The sequence below is a fragment of the Streptodolium elevatio genome (assembly GCF_053592165.1).
On record NZ_JBSFVE010000009.1, the window covers coordinates 177,071 to 190,547 of the forward strand.

The window sequence follows — 13,477 nt, forward strand, 5'->3', positions numbered from 1 at the left end:
GTGCTCAGGTGATCGGGTGACTGTACGGTCGTTGTCCGACACGGAGTGCGCCCGTGTCCGAGGCCTGCACCCGGGAATGGCGGGTGCCGACGAGTCGGCGCCCGGTTCGGAACGTGGGGGATTGTGACCGACCTTGAGGGACTCCGGTCCGAACTGAACCGCATGCTGGAGCTGGGGTCGCGCTGGCTCGCCGGCCTCGACGCGGTGCTGCCGGGCGACGACGGGGCGCGGGAGCAGCGGGCCGGCGACGTCGAGCGGCTGGTACGGCTGCGCCAGCGCGCGGCCTCGTCGCTGATCAACATCGGCCTGCTGGGCGGCTTTTCGTCCGGCAAGAGCTTTCTGCTCAGCGGGCTGCAGGGACATCTGACGCTGCGCCAGGTCGTCCACGGCGGAGTGCTCGCCGACCAGTTCATCGGCATCCTGCCGTCCGCGCCGACGCCGACGACGTCCTGTCCGGCCACGGTCGTCCCGGTCAAGGACCCCGAGGGCGAACTGAGCGCCGGGGGCCGCGGATTTCTGCGCGTGCGGTTCACGGACTCCGACGAGTGGGAGGAGATCGGGCCCGACCTCAGCCCGATCGAGGTGGCGGCGTACGCGAGCACCGAGGCGAACGTCACCGCCCGGCGCGAGCGCCACTGGGACCGCATCGTCGCGGAACTCGAGTTGCTGATCGACACCTACGAGTTGCCGGCGAAGCTGTACGACCTGCCCGGGCACGGATCGCCGAACGAGATCCACAACCAGATCGTCCGCGACCGCGTGCACAACGCCGACTGCTTCATCTACGTCGCCAACGCCACCCGGTCGTTGTCGGACGACGACCTCGAACTGATCCGCTTCCTGCGCGCCGAAGCCGGCGGCAGGCGCGTCGTCTGGGTGGTCACCGCGATCGACCGGGCCTTGGAGATCGGGCTCGACAACAAGCCGGCCTGGCAGGCGACCGTCGACCTCAACAACCGCTACCTGCACGAGAACTTCACGCTCCCCGACGGACGCCCCGACCTGGACTTCATCGGCGCGGGGTTTCAACCGGTCTCGCCTGCCCTGGAGGCCCGGGGGGCCTACGAGGCCGCGTCCGGCGAGCCCGACCGGGTCGCGCGCGGCAACGAACTGCGGGCCGCGGGGCGCATGGACGTGCTGCGCCGGGCGGTCAACGACGTCATCCAGTCCGGGGCCGGGCGCCACCACGTCGCGCTCGTCGCCGCGCAGACCCGCGCGGCCCTCGAGCCGCACTGGAACGTCGCCGCCGACGAACTGCGCACACTGCGCATCCCCGTGGACCAGCTCACCGACGAACACGACGCGTTGCGGCTGCGGGTGCGTACCTTCAGCACCGCCTCACGGCTGACCATCGGCCGCCTGGAACGCCTGCTCGACGAGCGGCTGCGTACCGTGGACCGGGCGTTCTCGGGGCGGCGCGCGCTCGCCCACCACCTGCACGCCGAACTAGACGCCCAGGTACGCGAGACCGACGTACGCCGGGCCCGCAACCTGCACCGCCTCGAAGTACGCAAGACGCAGGCGATCGAGGAGTGGTTGAGCCAGGACGGCGCGCCGACGCCCTTGTGGGACGCGCAGTTCGCGGCGTTCAAGTCCGACGTCGTCGCGATCCTCGCCGAGGTCGTCCGGGAGTCCATGACGGAGGACGAACTCCCGCGCGCCCGCCCGATCAACGTCGACGACCTCGTCCCGCCCGCCGAACGCAGCCCGGCCGAGGTCCAGGACATCGTGCAGCGTGCCGCCGGCATCGTCAGCCTCGTCGCGCCCCTGGCCACCGGCGTCGCCACCGCACTGGGCGTCGTCACCGGCGGACTCGCGCTGATCCCCATCGGCGTGGCCGCGGCCGCGGGCGCACTGTACGGCGGCATCGGCTACCGCAAGAGCCGCCGCGACAGCAACGACGTGGCCCGCACCGACTACATCAACCACCTGGACCTCGCCGCCGCGCAGGTCCGGCAGAACTTCATCAGTGCCGCCGGCCAGTCCGGGTCCGAGATCATCGAACGCGCGCAACGCATCCTCAACGAGCGCCGCTCGCAACTCGAACAGCGCATGGCCTCCATCGCCACCCGCATGACCGACAGCGAGCACTACGACCTGGAAGAACGCATCCGCGCCCTGGAGCCCGTGGTGGCCGAAGGCCGGGAGGCCCTGGACGCCCTCAACGCCCTGGCGCACAACCGTACTTCGCAGGACGCCTAGGAAGCCTGGGACGCGCGGGGAGAGGCGCCATCGGTCGGCCGGGCACGCCCGACCGACCGATGAAGCGGCGTCAGCCGGCCGACTTGACGATCTCGTCGATGGCGTACGGCAGGGACAGCAGGGTGCTCTGGGACATGGCCGCGCCGATGGCCGGGCCCTCGCTGTCCAGCAGGTACGACACCTTGCCGTTCTTGGCGGCGGGCAGGTTGGCGAACAGCTGGAAGTTCTTCAGCGCGGTCTGGTCCGCCTGATCGGCGATGACGAAGATGCGGTCGACGTTGACGAGGTCGATGCGCTCCGGGGACAGCACGGTGTAGAACTTGCCGTCCGCGATCTTGTCGATCTCCGGAACCCCCTTGAACCCGACGCCCGTCACCAGGCGCCCGCGCACGTCGGTGGTCGTGAACGGGGCGACCGAGTCCTTGTACCAGGACACCGCGACCGCGGTCTGGTTGGCGAACTCAGGGTGCGCCTTGCGGGCCGCTTCGAGCTTGGCGTCGATGCCCTGCACCAGCGCGGCGCCTTCGTCGGCTTTGCCCAGCGCCTTGGCGATGTGCAGCGCGTTGTCCTGCCACGGCGCGCTGAACGGCTCCTTCTCGGCCTTGGTGCGGCCGACGGTCGGCGCTATCTTCGAGAGCTTGTCGTACGCCGCCTGGTCGATCTCGGAGTACACCGCGATGATCAGGTCCGGGCGCAGCGAGGCGATCTTCTCGTAGTTCGGGCCGGAGTCCCCGTTGCTCATGACGACTTCGGGACGGGCGTCGCCCCACTTGTCCTTCACCCACGGCCACTGGGTGTTGACGTCAGGGCTGGTGCCCGGCGGGTTCGGGTATTGGTCGACCATGCCGACCGGCTTGATGCCGAACGCGAGGATGGCCTGGTCGTCCGTGTAGCCGACCGAGACGAGGCGCTGGGGTGCCTTTTCGACGGTCGTGGACCCGAACGCGTGCTCCACGGTGACCGGGAAGACGCCCGCGGCCGCGGTCGGCGGGGTGCCGCCCGCCGCACCGGTGTTGCCCGCCGGGTCCGTCTTGTCGCCCGAGTCCGACCCGCAGCCGGCCAGGAGGCCGACGCTGAGGGTGGCGGCGGACACGATTGCCGCCAACCGCCGCCGGGATTTCGTGCGCGTCGTTCTGTGGAGGAGCATCCGGGGTCCCTTGCTGTCGTGCAGGCCGCTGCCCATCGGAGTTAGGGCAGGCAAACCTTACTTGCCTGAAGGAAGTTAGGCCAGCCTAACTTGACCTTGTTCTGCCGAGGCCTGTCCGCCCGGGCTCGTGACGCGACGCACATGGGTGCGGCCGATCGGCACGATCAGCGGTCGGTCGCCCACCGGATCGTCGATGACCTGCGCGTGCAGGCCGAACGCCTCGCGCAGCAGCTCCGCGGTGACCACGTCGCGCGGGTGCCCCTGAGCCAGGATCGCGCCCGCCTTCATCACGACGAGGTTGTCGCTGTAGCGGGTCGCGAGATTGAGGTCGTGCAGCACCATCACCACGGTGCGCCCCGACTCGTGGAGGTCGTCCACCAGATCGAGCACATCGATCGCGTGCGCCAGGTCCAGGTACGTGGTCGGCTCGTCCAGCAGCAGCAGATCGGTGCCCTGGGCCAGCGCCATCGAGATCCACACGCGCTGGCGCTGCCCGCCGGACAGCGCGTCGACCGGGCGGTCGGCCAGGTCGGACACCCCGGTCATGGCCAGCGCGCGGGCCACCACGTCGGCGTCGTCCGACGACCACTGCCGCAGCCAACTCTGGTGCGGATGACGGCCCCTGGCGACCAGGTCGGCCACCGTCAGCCCCTCGGGCGCGACCGGCGCCTGGGGGAGCAGGCCGAGCTTCTTGGCGACGTCCCGGGTCTTCGCCTTGGCGATGTCCTCGCCGTCCAGGACCACGGTTCCCCGGGTCGGCCGCAGCAGCCGCGAAAGGGTGCCCAGCAGAGTCGACTTCCCGCAGCCGTTGGGGCCGATGATCGTGGTGATCACCCCGGGCGGGATCGCCACGTCGAGGTCGTCGATGACGGCATGGCCGCCGTACCCGACCGTGATGCCCCTGGCCGCCAGCCGCTCGGTTCCGGCGGTGTGCTGAGTGGCCACGGCTTCCCCTTGGGTATGTGCGGTCCGGGTACGCCCGATCTGCACGGCGTCCTTCACCTCCTCCTCCGCCTCCTCCGCATCCTGCTTCGCGTCCTGCTTCGGGGTCTCCCTCACGTCCTCCGCCTGACGTTCGCCCGCACGAGCAGGTAGACCAGGAAGGGCCCGCCGATGGCCGCGGTGACCACGCCGACGGGGAGGGACGTCGGCAGCGCCGTACGCGCGACCAGGTCCGAGCCGATCAACAGCAGCGCGCCCACCAGGCCGGAGGCCGCCAGCGGCGGTGTCGGGCAGTGCGCCAGCCGCATCGCGACCTGCGGTGCGACCAGCGCGACGAAGGGGACCGGGCCCGCGGCGCTCACCGCCGCCCCGGCCAGCAGGACCGCGCACAGCAGCAGGACCGCGCGTACCGCCGAGAACCGGACGCCCAGGCCCGCCGCGACGTCGTCACCGAGATGCAGCGGCTTGAACTGGAACGCGACGGCCGCCACGACGACGAGGAGCACGAGCGTGCACCAGAACGCCACCCGGACCTCGTCCCACGACCGGTCGTCCAGCGAACCGACCAGCCACGCCTGGGCCTTGGCCACGTCCCTGATGTCGGCGGTGGCCAGCAGCCACGTCGTGACCGCCTGCGTCACGGCGCTCACCGAGATGCCGATCAGGATGAGCCGGAAGCCGTCGATCCCGCGCCGCCACGCCAGGGCGTAGACCAGCAGGCCGGTCCCGAGGCCGCCGACCAGCGCCGCGGTCGACAGCCCCAGCGAGCCGGTGACCGCCGCGGAGGTGCCGCCCGAGACCGTGACGAGGAACACCGCGACCGCGCTCGCGCCGCCGGTCACCCCGAGAACGTCCGGGCTGGCCAGGGCATTTCGCGCGATGGACTGGGTGAGTGCGCCGGACACCCCGAGCGCGATCCCGACGACGAGGCCCGCCAGCGCGCGCGGCATGCGCAGATCCATGATGACGAACTCGTCGAAGGAGTCGCCCCGGCCGAGGATCGTGGCGACCACCCGCGACAGCCCGATGTGGAAGTCGCCGACGGAGACCGAGACGCAGAAGACCGTGAACGTCGCCACCGCCAGGAGCAGCGTCACCACGACGATGCGGGGCCGCCACACGAACGACACCCGGCCGAGCCGTACGCCCGTCGGCATCGACGGCTTGACCTCTGGCCCGCCCAAGCGGTCGTCCCGCTCGGGCTGTGCACGTACACCTGTCCCGCTCATGCGCTCTTGAGCTTTCCGCGCCAGACCAGGGCGGCGAAGAACGGCGCGCCGAGAAGGGCGACGAGGACGCCGGCGTCCAACTCCTCCGGGCGCACCACCACCCGGCCCACGATGTCGCAGGCCAGCAGGAGGACGGCGCCGAGCAGACCCGCGTACGGCACCAGCCACCGGTAGTCCGGGCCGGTCAGGTAGCGCGCCACGTGGGCCACCATGAGTCCGAGGAACGCGATCGGCCCGCACGCCGCCGTCGCGGCACCCGCGAGCAAGGTGACGGCGGCGATGCCGACGATGCGGGTGCGCGCGACGTCGACCCCCAGTCCGCGGGCCACGTCGTCGCCGAGGTTGAGCAGGTTGAGGGACGGCAGGGTGGCGACCGCGAACACCAGGCCGAGCGCGACGAACGAGGCCACCGGCCAGATCACCGCCCAGCCGACGCCGGCCACCGAGCCCGCGTTCCAGAACCGCAGCGCGTTCAGCGACGCCTGGTCGGACAGGGCGACGGCGGTGGTCATCGCCGCGAGGAACACGGTGACCCCCTGCCCGGCCAGCGCGAGCGTCAACGGGTTCCCCGCGCCGCGGCCGAGGCTCGCCAGCCCGAACACGACCACACCGGCAACCGCCGCCCCCACGAAGGCGAACCAGACGTACTGCGACGGATCGGCGAAGCCGAACACGGAGATCACAAAGACCACCGCGAAAGACGCGCCGGCGTTCACCCCCAGCAAGCCGGTGTCGGCGATCGGGTTGCGCGTGTAGCCCTGGATCAGTGCTCCCCCGATCCCGAGGGCGACGCCCGCCACGATCGCGAGGACGGTCCGGGGCAGCCGTACGGTCTGCACGATGAGCCGGATCTCGTTGAGCCGTTGGTCGGGATCCGGGGACGCGAACAGCCCGCGCCACACCTCGGCCGGACTCAACGCGCGTGCGCCGACGGCCAACGAGGCGACCGCGGCGATCGCGAGGACCAGGACAAGAAGGCCCAACCCCACACCCCTCCGGCGGGGCCGGGCGCTCTTGGGTGCGGTGTGCCCGACACCGGTCGTGACCCTGCCGCCGACGGCCGCGGGGTGGTGATGCGCAGTCAGGAAGCACCTCTCACATGCGATTCCCACCGTGCGGGCGGTCGCCTGCCAGGGGTCCGGCAATACGGAAAGCAGGCACGTCGACATAGCGCCATGCCAAGAATTTAGGTGAGCCTAAGCTACGTTGCCGGTGATGTCGAGAGCGGGTCCCCGCGCTCGGGCGAGACGGCCGCACCGCCCGGACCCGCCGCAATATTCGCGGTGGCCCGCACACCTGACACCTAGACTGATCCGGCCGGCCGCGGGACTTCGGTTGCGACTTTCGACACCGCCTCTTAAGCGATCCCTCGCTGTTCGCTCCTCCATTCCCCGGCCGGCCTCTTGCGTCCGGTCAACGGGGGGTGGGTGTGGAGCGCCGCGAGTGGGTCGCTTGTGAGGATGTCCTGCTGTTCGTCAACGCGGCCGTCACCTCCACCGGGCAACGCGAGTTCCGCGACAGCGAGCAGGCGCAGCACATGTCCCTCGCGTTCCTGCACGAGTACATGCTCGGCAACTACCGTGAGCTGTACGCGGCGGCCCTCGCCCTCGAGATCAACGACCACAACGCCGCGCTCGTCGTCCGCAACCTGCTCCTGACCAGCCGCGACCTGACCCCCGCCGTCCGTCGCCGCGAGGGCGCGCTGATCGCCCGCCGCCTCGAACTGATGGCGCCGCAGCGGGTCTACCGGCTCTTCCGCGAACTGGCCCGGCTGGGCGTCAACAACCGCCGTACGCGGGCCATCATGCGCGACTGGATCGCGCAACGCCCGGACCCCGCCCTGGATGCGGTGAAGTACCGCGCCGGCGTGAAGGCCGCTGCCCGGCACGCGCATCTGCCGGTGCCGGGCGAGACGGGCACCCTGCTGTTCGTACCGCTGCGCAGGATCAAGGCCTTCGGGACGCCGTTGTTCGAGACGTGGCGCCAGGCCCACTACACGCAGCGCGCGCTGTACGACCTGCCGTACACGGTCGCCGAAGGCTTCGCGGCCCGGCACGGCGTGGCACGGCCCGAGTTCCTGCGCGGCATCGCCCCGCGGCTCACCCGCCTGGAGCGCCTGCGCCTGCAGGACTCCGGCGAGCGGCTGAACGTGGACGAGGTGCGCGCCGACCTGACCGCGATGCCGCTGACCCGGCTCGCGTCGTACGTGCTCTCGCTGACCCGCGAGGCGCGGGCCCGCCGGCACGACGAACTGCACGCGGCACTGGCGGCCGCGGCGACCCGCGTGGTCGGCCGGGCCGCCGGCACGTGGGGGCACGTGGTCGCGGTGCTCGACGACAGTTTCTCCTCGTTCGGGTCGACCGCCAAGCGGCAGCGCCCGCTCGCGGTCGCGCTCGCATGCCACTACCTGCTGAAGGTGCTGGCCGGTACATACACCGGGTTGTGGACCTCCGGGGCGCGCGATCCGCTGATGGTGCGTCCGACGGGCCCGACGCCGCTCGGGGACCGGTTGATCGACGCGCTCGAACTGCGGCCCGAACGGCTCGTCGCCGTCTCCGACGGCTGGGACAACGCGCCGCCCGGACTCGCCGCCGAGGTGCTGCGCGTATGGCGGGCCCGGCTGGATCCGGCCGGCGCGACCTCGGTGGTCCACCTCAACCCCGTCTACGACGCGGACGACTTCGGGGTGAAGCGGCTCGCGGAGTCGGTGCCGACCGTCGGCGTCCGGGACGCGGAGGACGTGCCGACGCTCGTCGAACTCGCCCGGTTCGCGGAGGGGCGCGCGGACTTCGCCGAACTCGACCACTACCTGGCAGCCAGGCGACAGCGCTTCCTGGCGGAAGGGAAGGCGCAGTGAACACCGGCGGATTCGCGCTGACGGGGCTGTCCGTACGCCCGGCGCAGGTGTGGGGCGCGATCCGCCTCGTACCGCTGGTGCGCGACGAGCCGATCGCCGGACTGCGCCTGGACCGGCGGGTGTACGAGGCAGGCGACCCGTCGATCGTCGACATCGGCGACGGCACCACCTACAGCTCCTTCATCCCCCATGCGTTCGTCGCCTCGTGGGGCCAAGGCGCCGACCCCGCGGCGGCGTTCGGCACGCAGCTCCAGGACCGGCCCGCCACCCCGCGCCGGGCCAAGTTGCAGACCTCGGGCCGCGCGATCCGCCGCCTGGCCCGCCGCATCGCCCCCGGGCGTCTGCGGTTCCTGCCCATGCACCTTGCGATGGAGGGCTATCTCGCCCTGCACTTCGGCGGCCCCGAAACGGCCTGGGAGGAATGGACGGACTCGGCGGTCCGGCACGGCCTGTCGCCGCGGGTCGAGGAGTCGTACAGCGGCGCCTGGGTGCGCGGACTGGCCGACTCACTCCGCGTGTTCGAGATCCACCCGGGTCAGTGCGGCGTCGCGCTCTATGTCGCGGACACGCTCGCAAGCGTGTTCGTCGTGCCGCACCCCGCCGACTACCGCGCGCTGCACGCAACCCTGTTGGAGGACATGTACGGCGAAGTCCTCTTCCACTACACGACCTACGTCGCCGACGTGCCGGACTTCACCGCCGCCATCGACGCCGACCGGGTCTCCTCGTTCGCCGACCTGCGCCGCCAGGCCGCCGTGCAGAAGGACGACTGGGCCCGCTTCCACGACGGCTCAATGGCCACGGGCCTGCTGGGCGAGGACGCGTACACGTACGAACGCGTGTACCGCCTCGGCGAGTTCACCTTGTCCCGCATGCTGCCGTCGTTCCGCCTCCACGAGGAGAACCACATCGGCGAACTGATCTCGACCGCCGACGGGCAGATCGCCTACTGCAAGACCTTCCGCCTCTCCGCCCCGCAGATCCGCCGCGGCCACCTGCTCTCCCGTCTCCACGCACACAACTGGGACCTCCTCGCCACCGCCAAAGCCCTCGGCACCGACCCCACCCAACTCGCCCACCGCATCGAAGCCGCCGGCTTCACCGGCCTCCTACGCCACCACGTGGTAACCCAACCAACCCGCCCCGGCCGCCCCCAATAGCCCGCTTTCCCACCCGCGAACGCGGGCCGACCGGGGCTCACGAATCCGCCCCGATCACAGGTTGGTTGCGGGTCGGACGGCCCGGCCCCCGTGGACTCCGCGGGCAAATCCTGCACGATGATGCATGTATTTGTCATCGGTTCTTTCATACCTGAATGATTGAGCGTAGGATTCGCGCATGGCTGACACCGGTTTCGGCTCCCGCAGCTCCTGGACGTTCCTGACCCACCACGCGCGGGTGCTGCGGACGGTGGCCGCCGAGCCCGAGATCCGGGTCCGGGAGATCGCGGCGCGCTGCGAACTGACGGACCGGGCCGTGCAGTCGATCCTGGGCGATCTGGAGCGGGCCGGGTACCTCACCCGGACACGCACGGGCCGGCGTACGACGTACGAGGTCACTCCCGGCACCCGGCTGCGCCACCCGCGCGACAGCGCGGGCAGCGTGGCGGATCTCCTGGCCCTGCCCGACACCCCCGCCCGCGGACCCGCGGGCGGACCACCCGAGGAAAGCGATGCATCCGCCCACCCCTGACCAACGCCTTGGCATGCGAGCCGAGGGGCCCGACCACCGGGAGGACGTGATGAACCGCGCACCCGTCCCCGAGCGGCACCATGTGGAACCGCCCGTCCCGCAGCCGCCCTACGTCGCCGAGGCGCCGGAAGAACCCGTGCTCCGGTTCGTGTTGAGCCGCGATGGCGAGGTCTTGGTGCTGACGCTGATCGGCGACCTGGACATCGCCGGGCAGCACGTGCTCGACGTGGCGGCCGACCGGCTCGCGGACCACGACGGGCCGATCCGCATCGACCTCTCGGGCGTCGAGTTCTGCACTTCCACCGGCGTGCACTTCCTCGACGAGCAGCGCCGCCGATGCGCGCAGCGGGCTCTGCCGCTCCAAGTCGTCGGCGCACGGCCGCAGTCCGTGCGGGTGCTCGCGATCTGCGGGCTGTCCGACTTGCTCTGGCCGCTCGCCCGGCCGACGCGTTCCGTCACCGGCGCACGGCCGCGGACGCCGGTCGGGGTCGGAAGCGGGGCGCCCGCGGCTACCTGCGCGGTCCCTCGCGTACGACCTCCTCGGGCCGCTTGTCGTCGCGGAGGCCCAGGTACCGGGGATGCCGCAGGCGACCGTCGCGGGTCCACTCGCTGAACCCGACCTGCGCGACCAGTTCCGGGCGGACCCAGTGGACCGCCCGTTCCCGTACCTCGTCGTCGAACGGCGAGCGGTCGGTGCGCAGTCGGCCGAGCCGGTCCGCGAGATCGAGCAGGGTCTTCGTGTCGTAGCCGGTGCCGACCTTGCCGGCGTAGCGGAGCCGGCCCGCCTGGTGATAGCCCAGCAGGAGGGCTCCGAACCCCACGCGGCTGCCGGTCGGGTCGGTGTAGCCGCCGACCACGAACTCCTGGCCTGCGCCGCATTTGAGCTTGAGCCAGTCGGGCGAACGGCGGCGTACGTACGGCGCGTCGGCCCGCTTGGCGATCAGCCCCTCCCAGCCCTTCGCGCACGCGTCCGTCAGCATCGCCTCGTCCCAGCGGTTGCGGTGCGGGGTGAAGCGGAGCGGGCCGCCGAAGTCCAGCGTCTCGCGCAGCAGTGCCTTACGGGTGCGCTGAGGGAGCCGGGTCGTGTCGAAGCCGTCGATGCTCAACAGGTCGAACACGTAGTAGAAGACCTTGATCCCGCTCGCGCGTGCGGCATCGGGGTCGGCGATGCCGCTGCGCTGCTGGAGCAGTGAGAAGTCGGTGCGGCCGTTGCGCATCGCGACGATCTCGCCGTCCACGGCGAAGCGCGCGCACGGTTGTCCGGCCAGCGCCTCGACGACCTCGGGGTACGTCCGGCCGCGCGCATGTCCGCCGCGCGAGAGCAGGCGCGTGTCACCGCCGTCCCGGACCGCCAGGACCCGGACGCCGTCGAGCTTGCGTTCGAACAGCCACTTGTCGTCGAACGAGCGGCGGTCGCTCAGTACGGCCAGCATCGGCTGCCGTGCCGCGTCGGCGTCCTGCGCCGGAGACGCCGGGCTCAGCAGCGGGTGCTGTTCCGCGGGCACGCCGCGCGGAGGGGGAGTGGTCATCGTGCCTTCCCTGCCCCGAGCACGAGCTCCGCGGCAGGCAAACGCGCCGACCGCCGTCCGGCGGCGGATACCCCCGCAGCACCCGTGGAAACCGGGACCGGGCGGGATCGGGCCTACGGTGTGTGGCCGGAGACGAGTGACCGGCGCAACCGACCACGCCGAGCGTGGCGGCGAGGGAGCCAACCGTCGTGGCCCGTTGCGGACGCGGGAGGCGAGGCGAAATCCGTGCGGGAGTACGGGTGGTGGAGCGACGGGTGACGGAACGGCGGGGTGACGGGGGCGGCCGGGAACCGTCGGGCGAGGTACCGGCCGCGCGGGCGATCAGGTGCGGTTGCGGGGCACGATCGCGGTGAGCTCCTTGCCGTCCGGGAAGATCTCCACGTCCAGCGTGCGGCTCAGGCGGCGTACCACCAGCAGCCCGAACCCTCCGGGCGCGCGCACCTCCGGGACCGCGGCGAGCCAGGACCGCCCGCCGTCCCGCATCGCGACGGTCACCGAGTCCTCCTCGGCCGCGAGCGTGAGCCGGTACGGGCCGGGGGCATGCCGGTAGGCGTTGGAGACGAGTTCCGCCACCACCATGACGACGTCCCGAACCGCCTCCCGCGCCAGGGCGGGCCCGGGGCACTCCCGGAGGAACTCCGCCGTGATGTCGCGCGCTCGACGCACCGCGCCCGGGGTCTCGTCGAGGTCGAGAACGAGGGTGTGCGGGCCCCACTTCATCGGCGGTCGGTCCTCCAGTGTGTGGAGCGGCGGTCCTACCGATGGTTCCATGATTGGCCGCGCGGCGACGCGCCGGGGTCGGCGTCCCGAGGCGAGCGCCCGACGGGAGCCCCCGAGAAGGGTGTCCGAGGCGAGGTTTCCGAGCGGACGGACCGCACCGCGCCCCTGGCCAGACGCGTAACCAATGGGTTACGCTTTCTGGGTGGACGAAATAGCCGGGGCGATCGCCGATCCTGTGCGCCGGGAGATCCTGGTGCTGCTGCGCGACGCGCGGCTGTCCGCGGGTGAGATCAGCGAGCGCTTCGCGATCAGCAGGCCGGCGGTCAGCCGTCATCTGCGGGTGCTGCGGGAGAGCGGGCTCGTGCGCGACGAACTCGTCGGGCGACACAGGTACTACGTCCTGCAGCCCGAGCGGTTCGACGAACTGGCCGCGTGGATCGCCCGGTTCGCCAGGATCTCCGGCTGGGAGCAGCGGCTCGACGCCCTGGAGACCGAGGTGTACCGCACCCGCCGGGAGCGTCGGACCACGGAACCGGCGACCGCCGTCGAGCGGCCCGGCACCACCACCACACACGGAGAGGCGGAGACCGGATGACCCGGACCCCTGAGCCCACTGGACGACTCCTGCGCGCCGGTGACGGCGTCGACCTGGTACTGACCCGTACGTTCCGGGCGCCCGTCGAAGACGTGTGGGCGAGTGTCACCGACCCCGAGCGCACCGCGCGCTGGTACGGCCGTTGGGAGGGCGATGCCGCACCGGGCCGCACGATCAAGGTGCAGTTGGCGTACGAGGACCAGGCGCCCTGGACGGACATGCGGATCGACGCGTGCGACGCTCCGGTCCGCCTCGCGCTCTCGGCCACCGACGAAGTCGGCGCGTGGCACATCGAAGTGCTGCTCGCCGCGACCCAGGACGGCCGCACCGAACTGCGCTTCGTGCACCACCTGACCGACGCCGACGGCGTCGCCGAGATCGGTCCCGGCTGGGAGTACTACCTCGACATGCTGGTGGCGTCTCGCGACGATACTCCGCAGCCCGATTTCGACGACTACTACCCGGCGCAGCGGCCGTACTTCGAGGCCCAGGCCACCGCCCTCTGAACGCGGCCGCCCGGCCCTCTGGACATGGACGCCCGAACCGGGACCGCGGACGGCGCCG

13 protein-coding genes are annotated in these 13,477 nt (G+C 71.5%); 7 read left to right on the forward strand and 6 right to left on the reverse strand.

The genetic code is table 11. The features are described from left to right. The first annotated feature begins 123 nt into the window (after positions 1-123). On the forward strand, positions 124-2,202 hold the full coding sequence (locus ACWD12_RS18615; protein WP_450100420.1) for a dynamin family protein: 2,079 nt from the start codon (positions 124-126) through the stop codon (positions 2,200-2,202). A gap of 70 nt (positions 2,203-2,272) precedes the next feature. On the opposite strand, the gene ACWD12_RS18620 is transcribed toward ACWD12_RS18615, so the two are convergent. The 4 genes from ACWD12_RS18620 to ACWD12_RS18635 all read right to left on the reverse strand — a co-directional run bounded on the left by ACWD12_RS18620 (position 2,273) and on the right by ACWD12_RS18635 (position 6,509). Continuing rightward, complete coding sequence (locus ACWD12_RS18620; RefSeq protein WP_450100421.1) at positions 2,273-3,349, reverse strand: iron-siderophore ABC transporter substrate-binding protein; 1,077 nt, start codon at positions 3,347-3,349, stop codon at positions 2,273-2,275. Between the two features lie 75 nt (positions 3,350-3,424). Beyond that, a complete protein-coding gene (locus tag ACWD12_RS18625; protein ID WP_450100519.1) occupies positions 3,425-4,294 on the reverse strand; it encodes an ABC transporter ATP-binding protein in 870 nt (289 codons plus the stop codon). Between the two features lie 110 nt (positions 4,295-4,404). Further along, entirely contained in the window at positions 4,405-5,520 is a 1,116-nt protein-coding gene (locus ACWD12_RS18630) for a FecCD family ABC transporter permease (protein ID WP_450100422.1), read from the reverse strand. Further along, entirely contained in the window at positions 5,517-6,509 is a 993-nt protein-coding gene (locus ACWD12_RS18635; RefSeq protein ID WP_450100423.1) for a FecCD family ABC transporter permease, read from the reverse strand. The genes ACWD12_RS18630 and ACWD12_RS18635 overlap by 4 nt, the downstream gene beginning before the upstream one ends. A 440-nt stretch (positions 6,510-6,949) precedes the next feature. On the opposite strand from ACWD12_RS18635, the gene ACWD12_RS18640 reads away from it, so the two are divergent. The 4 genes from ACWD12_RS18640 to ACWD12_RS18655 all read left to right on the forward strand — a co-directional run bounded on the left by ACWD12_RS18640 (position 6,950) and on the right by ACWD12_RS18655 (position 10,682). Beyond that, positions 6,950-8,377 (forward strand): hypothetical protein, encoded by a 1,428-nt coding sequence (locus tag ACWD12_RS18640; protein ID WP_450100424.1) that lies wholly within the window; start codon positions 6,950-6,952, stop codon positions 8,375-8,377. After that, entirely contained in the window at positions 8,374-9,537 is a 1,164-nt protein-coding gene (locus ACWD12_RS18645; protein WP_450100425.1) for an ARPP-2 domain-containing protein, read from the forward strand. Before ACWD12_RS18640 ends, ACWD12_RS18645 begins: the two co-directional genes overlap by 4 nt. A gap of 178 nt (positions 9,538-9,715) precedes the next feature. Then, entirely contained in the window at positions 9,716-10,069 is a 354-nt protein-coding gene (locus ACWD12_RS18650) for a MarR family transcriptional regulator (protein WP_358359059.1), read from the forward strand. A gap of 49 nt (positions 10,070-10,118) precedes the next feature. Then, positions 10,119-10,682 carry an STAS domain-containing protein gene (locus ACWD12_RS18655; RefSeq protein ID WP_450100426.1) on the forward strand — a complete coding sequence of 188 codons (564 nt, stop codon included), beginning with the start codon at positions 10,119-10,121 and terminating at the stop codon, positions 10,680-10,682. Here the strand turns inward: ACWD12_RS18655 and ligD are convergent. Next, entirely contained in the window at positions 10,579-11,598 is a 1,020-nt protein-coding gene (ligD, locus tag ACWD12_RS18660) for a non-homologous end-joining DNA ligase (RefSeq protein ID WP_450100427.1), read from the reverse strand. The genes ACWD12_RS18655 and ligD overlap by 104 nt on opposite strands. A 321-nt stretch (positions 11,599-11,919) precedes the next feature. Further along, positions 11,920-12,318 (reverse strand): ATP-binding protein, encoded by a 399-nt coding sequence (locus ACWD12_RS18665; protein ID WP_450100428.1) that lies wholly within the window; start codon positions 12,316-12,318, stop codon positions 11,920-11,922. A 202-nt stretch (positions 12,319-12,520) separates the two neighbouring features. Between ACWD12_RS18665 and ACWD12_RS18670 the strand changes: the two genes are divergently transcribed. Then, positions 12,521-12,913 (forward strand): metalloregulator ArsR/SmtB family transcription factor, encoded by a 393-nt coding sequence (locus tag ACWD12_RS18670; protein ID WP_358359051.1) that lies wholly within the window; start codon positions 12,521-12,523, stop codon positions 12,911-12,913. Further along, the gene (locus ACWD12_RS18675; protein ID WP_450100429.1) at positions 12,910-13,419 is read left to right on the forward strand and encodes an SRPBCC family protein; all 510 of its coding nucleotides are present in this window, start codon (positions 12,910-12,912) and stop codon (positions 13,417-13,419) included. The genes ACWD12_RS18670 and ACWD12_RS18675 overlap by 4 nt, the downstream gene beginning before the upstream one ends. Positions 13,420-13,477: the final 58 nt, after the last annotated feature.

Coding starts and splice junctions, on each gene's coding strand:
- ACWD12_RS18620 (WP_450100421.1), bottom strand. CDS start 3,349: ATGCTCCTCCACAGAACGACGCGCACGAAATCCCGGCGGCGGTTGGCG.
- ACWD12_RS18630 (WP_450100422.1), bottom strand. CDS start 5,520: ATGAGCGGGACAGGTGTACGTGCACAGCCCGAGCGGGACGACCGCTTG.
- ACWD12_RS18650 (WP_358359059.1), top strand. CDS start 9,716: ATGGCTGACACCGGTTTCGGCTCCCGCAGCTCCTGGACGTTCCTGACC.
- ACWD12_RS18655 (WP_450100426.1), top strand. CDS start 10,119: ATGAACCGCGCACCCGTCCCCGAGCGGCACCATGTGGAACCGCCCGTC.
- ligD (WP_450100427.1), bottom strand. CDS start 11,598: ATGACCACTCCCCCTCCGCGCGGCGTGCCCGCGGAACAGCACCCGCTG.
- ACWD12_RS18665 (WP_450100428.1), bottom strand. CDS start 12,318: ATGAAGTGGGGCCCGCACACCCTCGTTCTCGACCTCGACGAGACCCCG.
- ACWD12_RS18675 (WP_450100429.1), top strand. CDS start 12,910: ATGACCCGGACCCCTGAGCCCACTGGACGACTCCTGCGCGCCGGTGAC.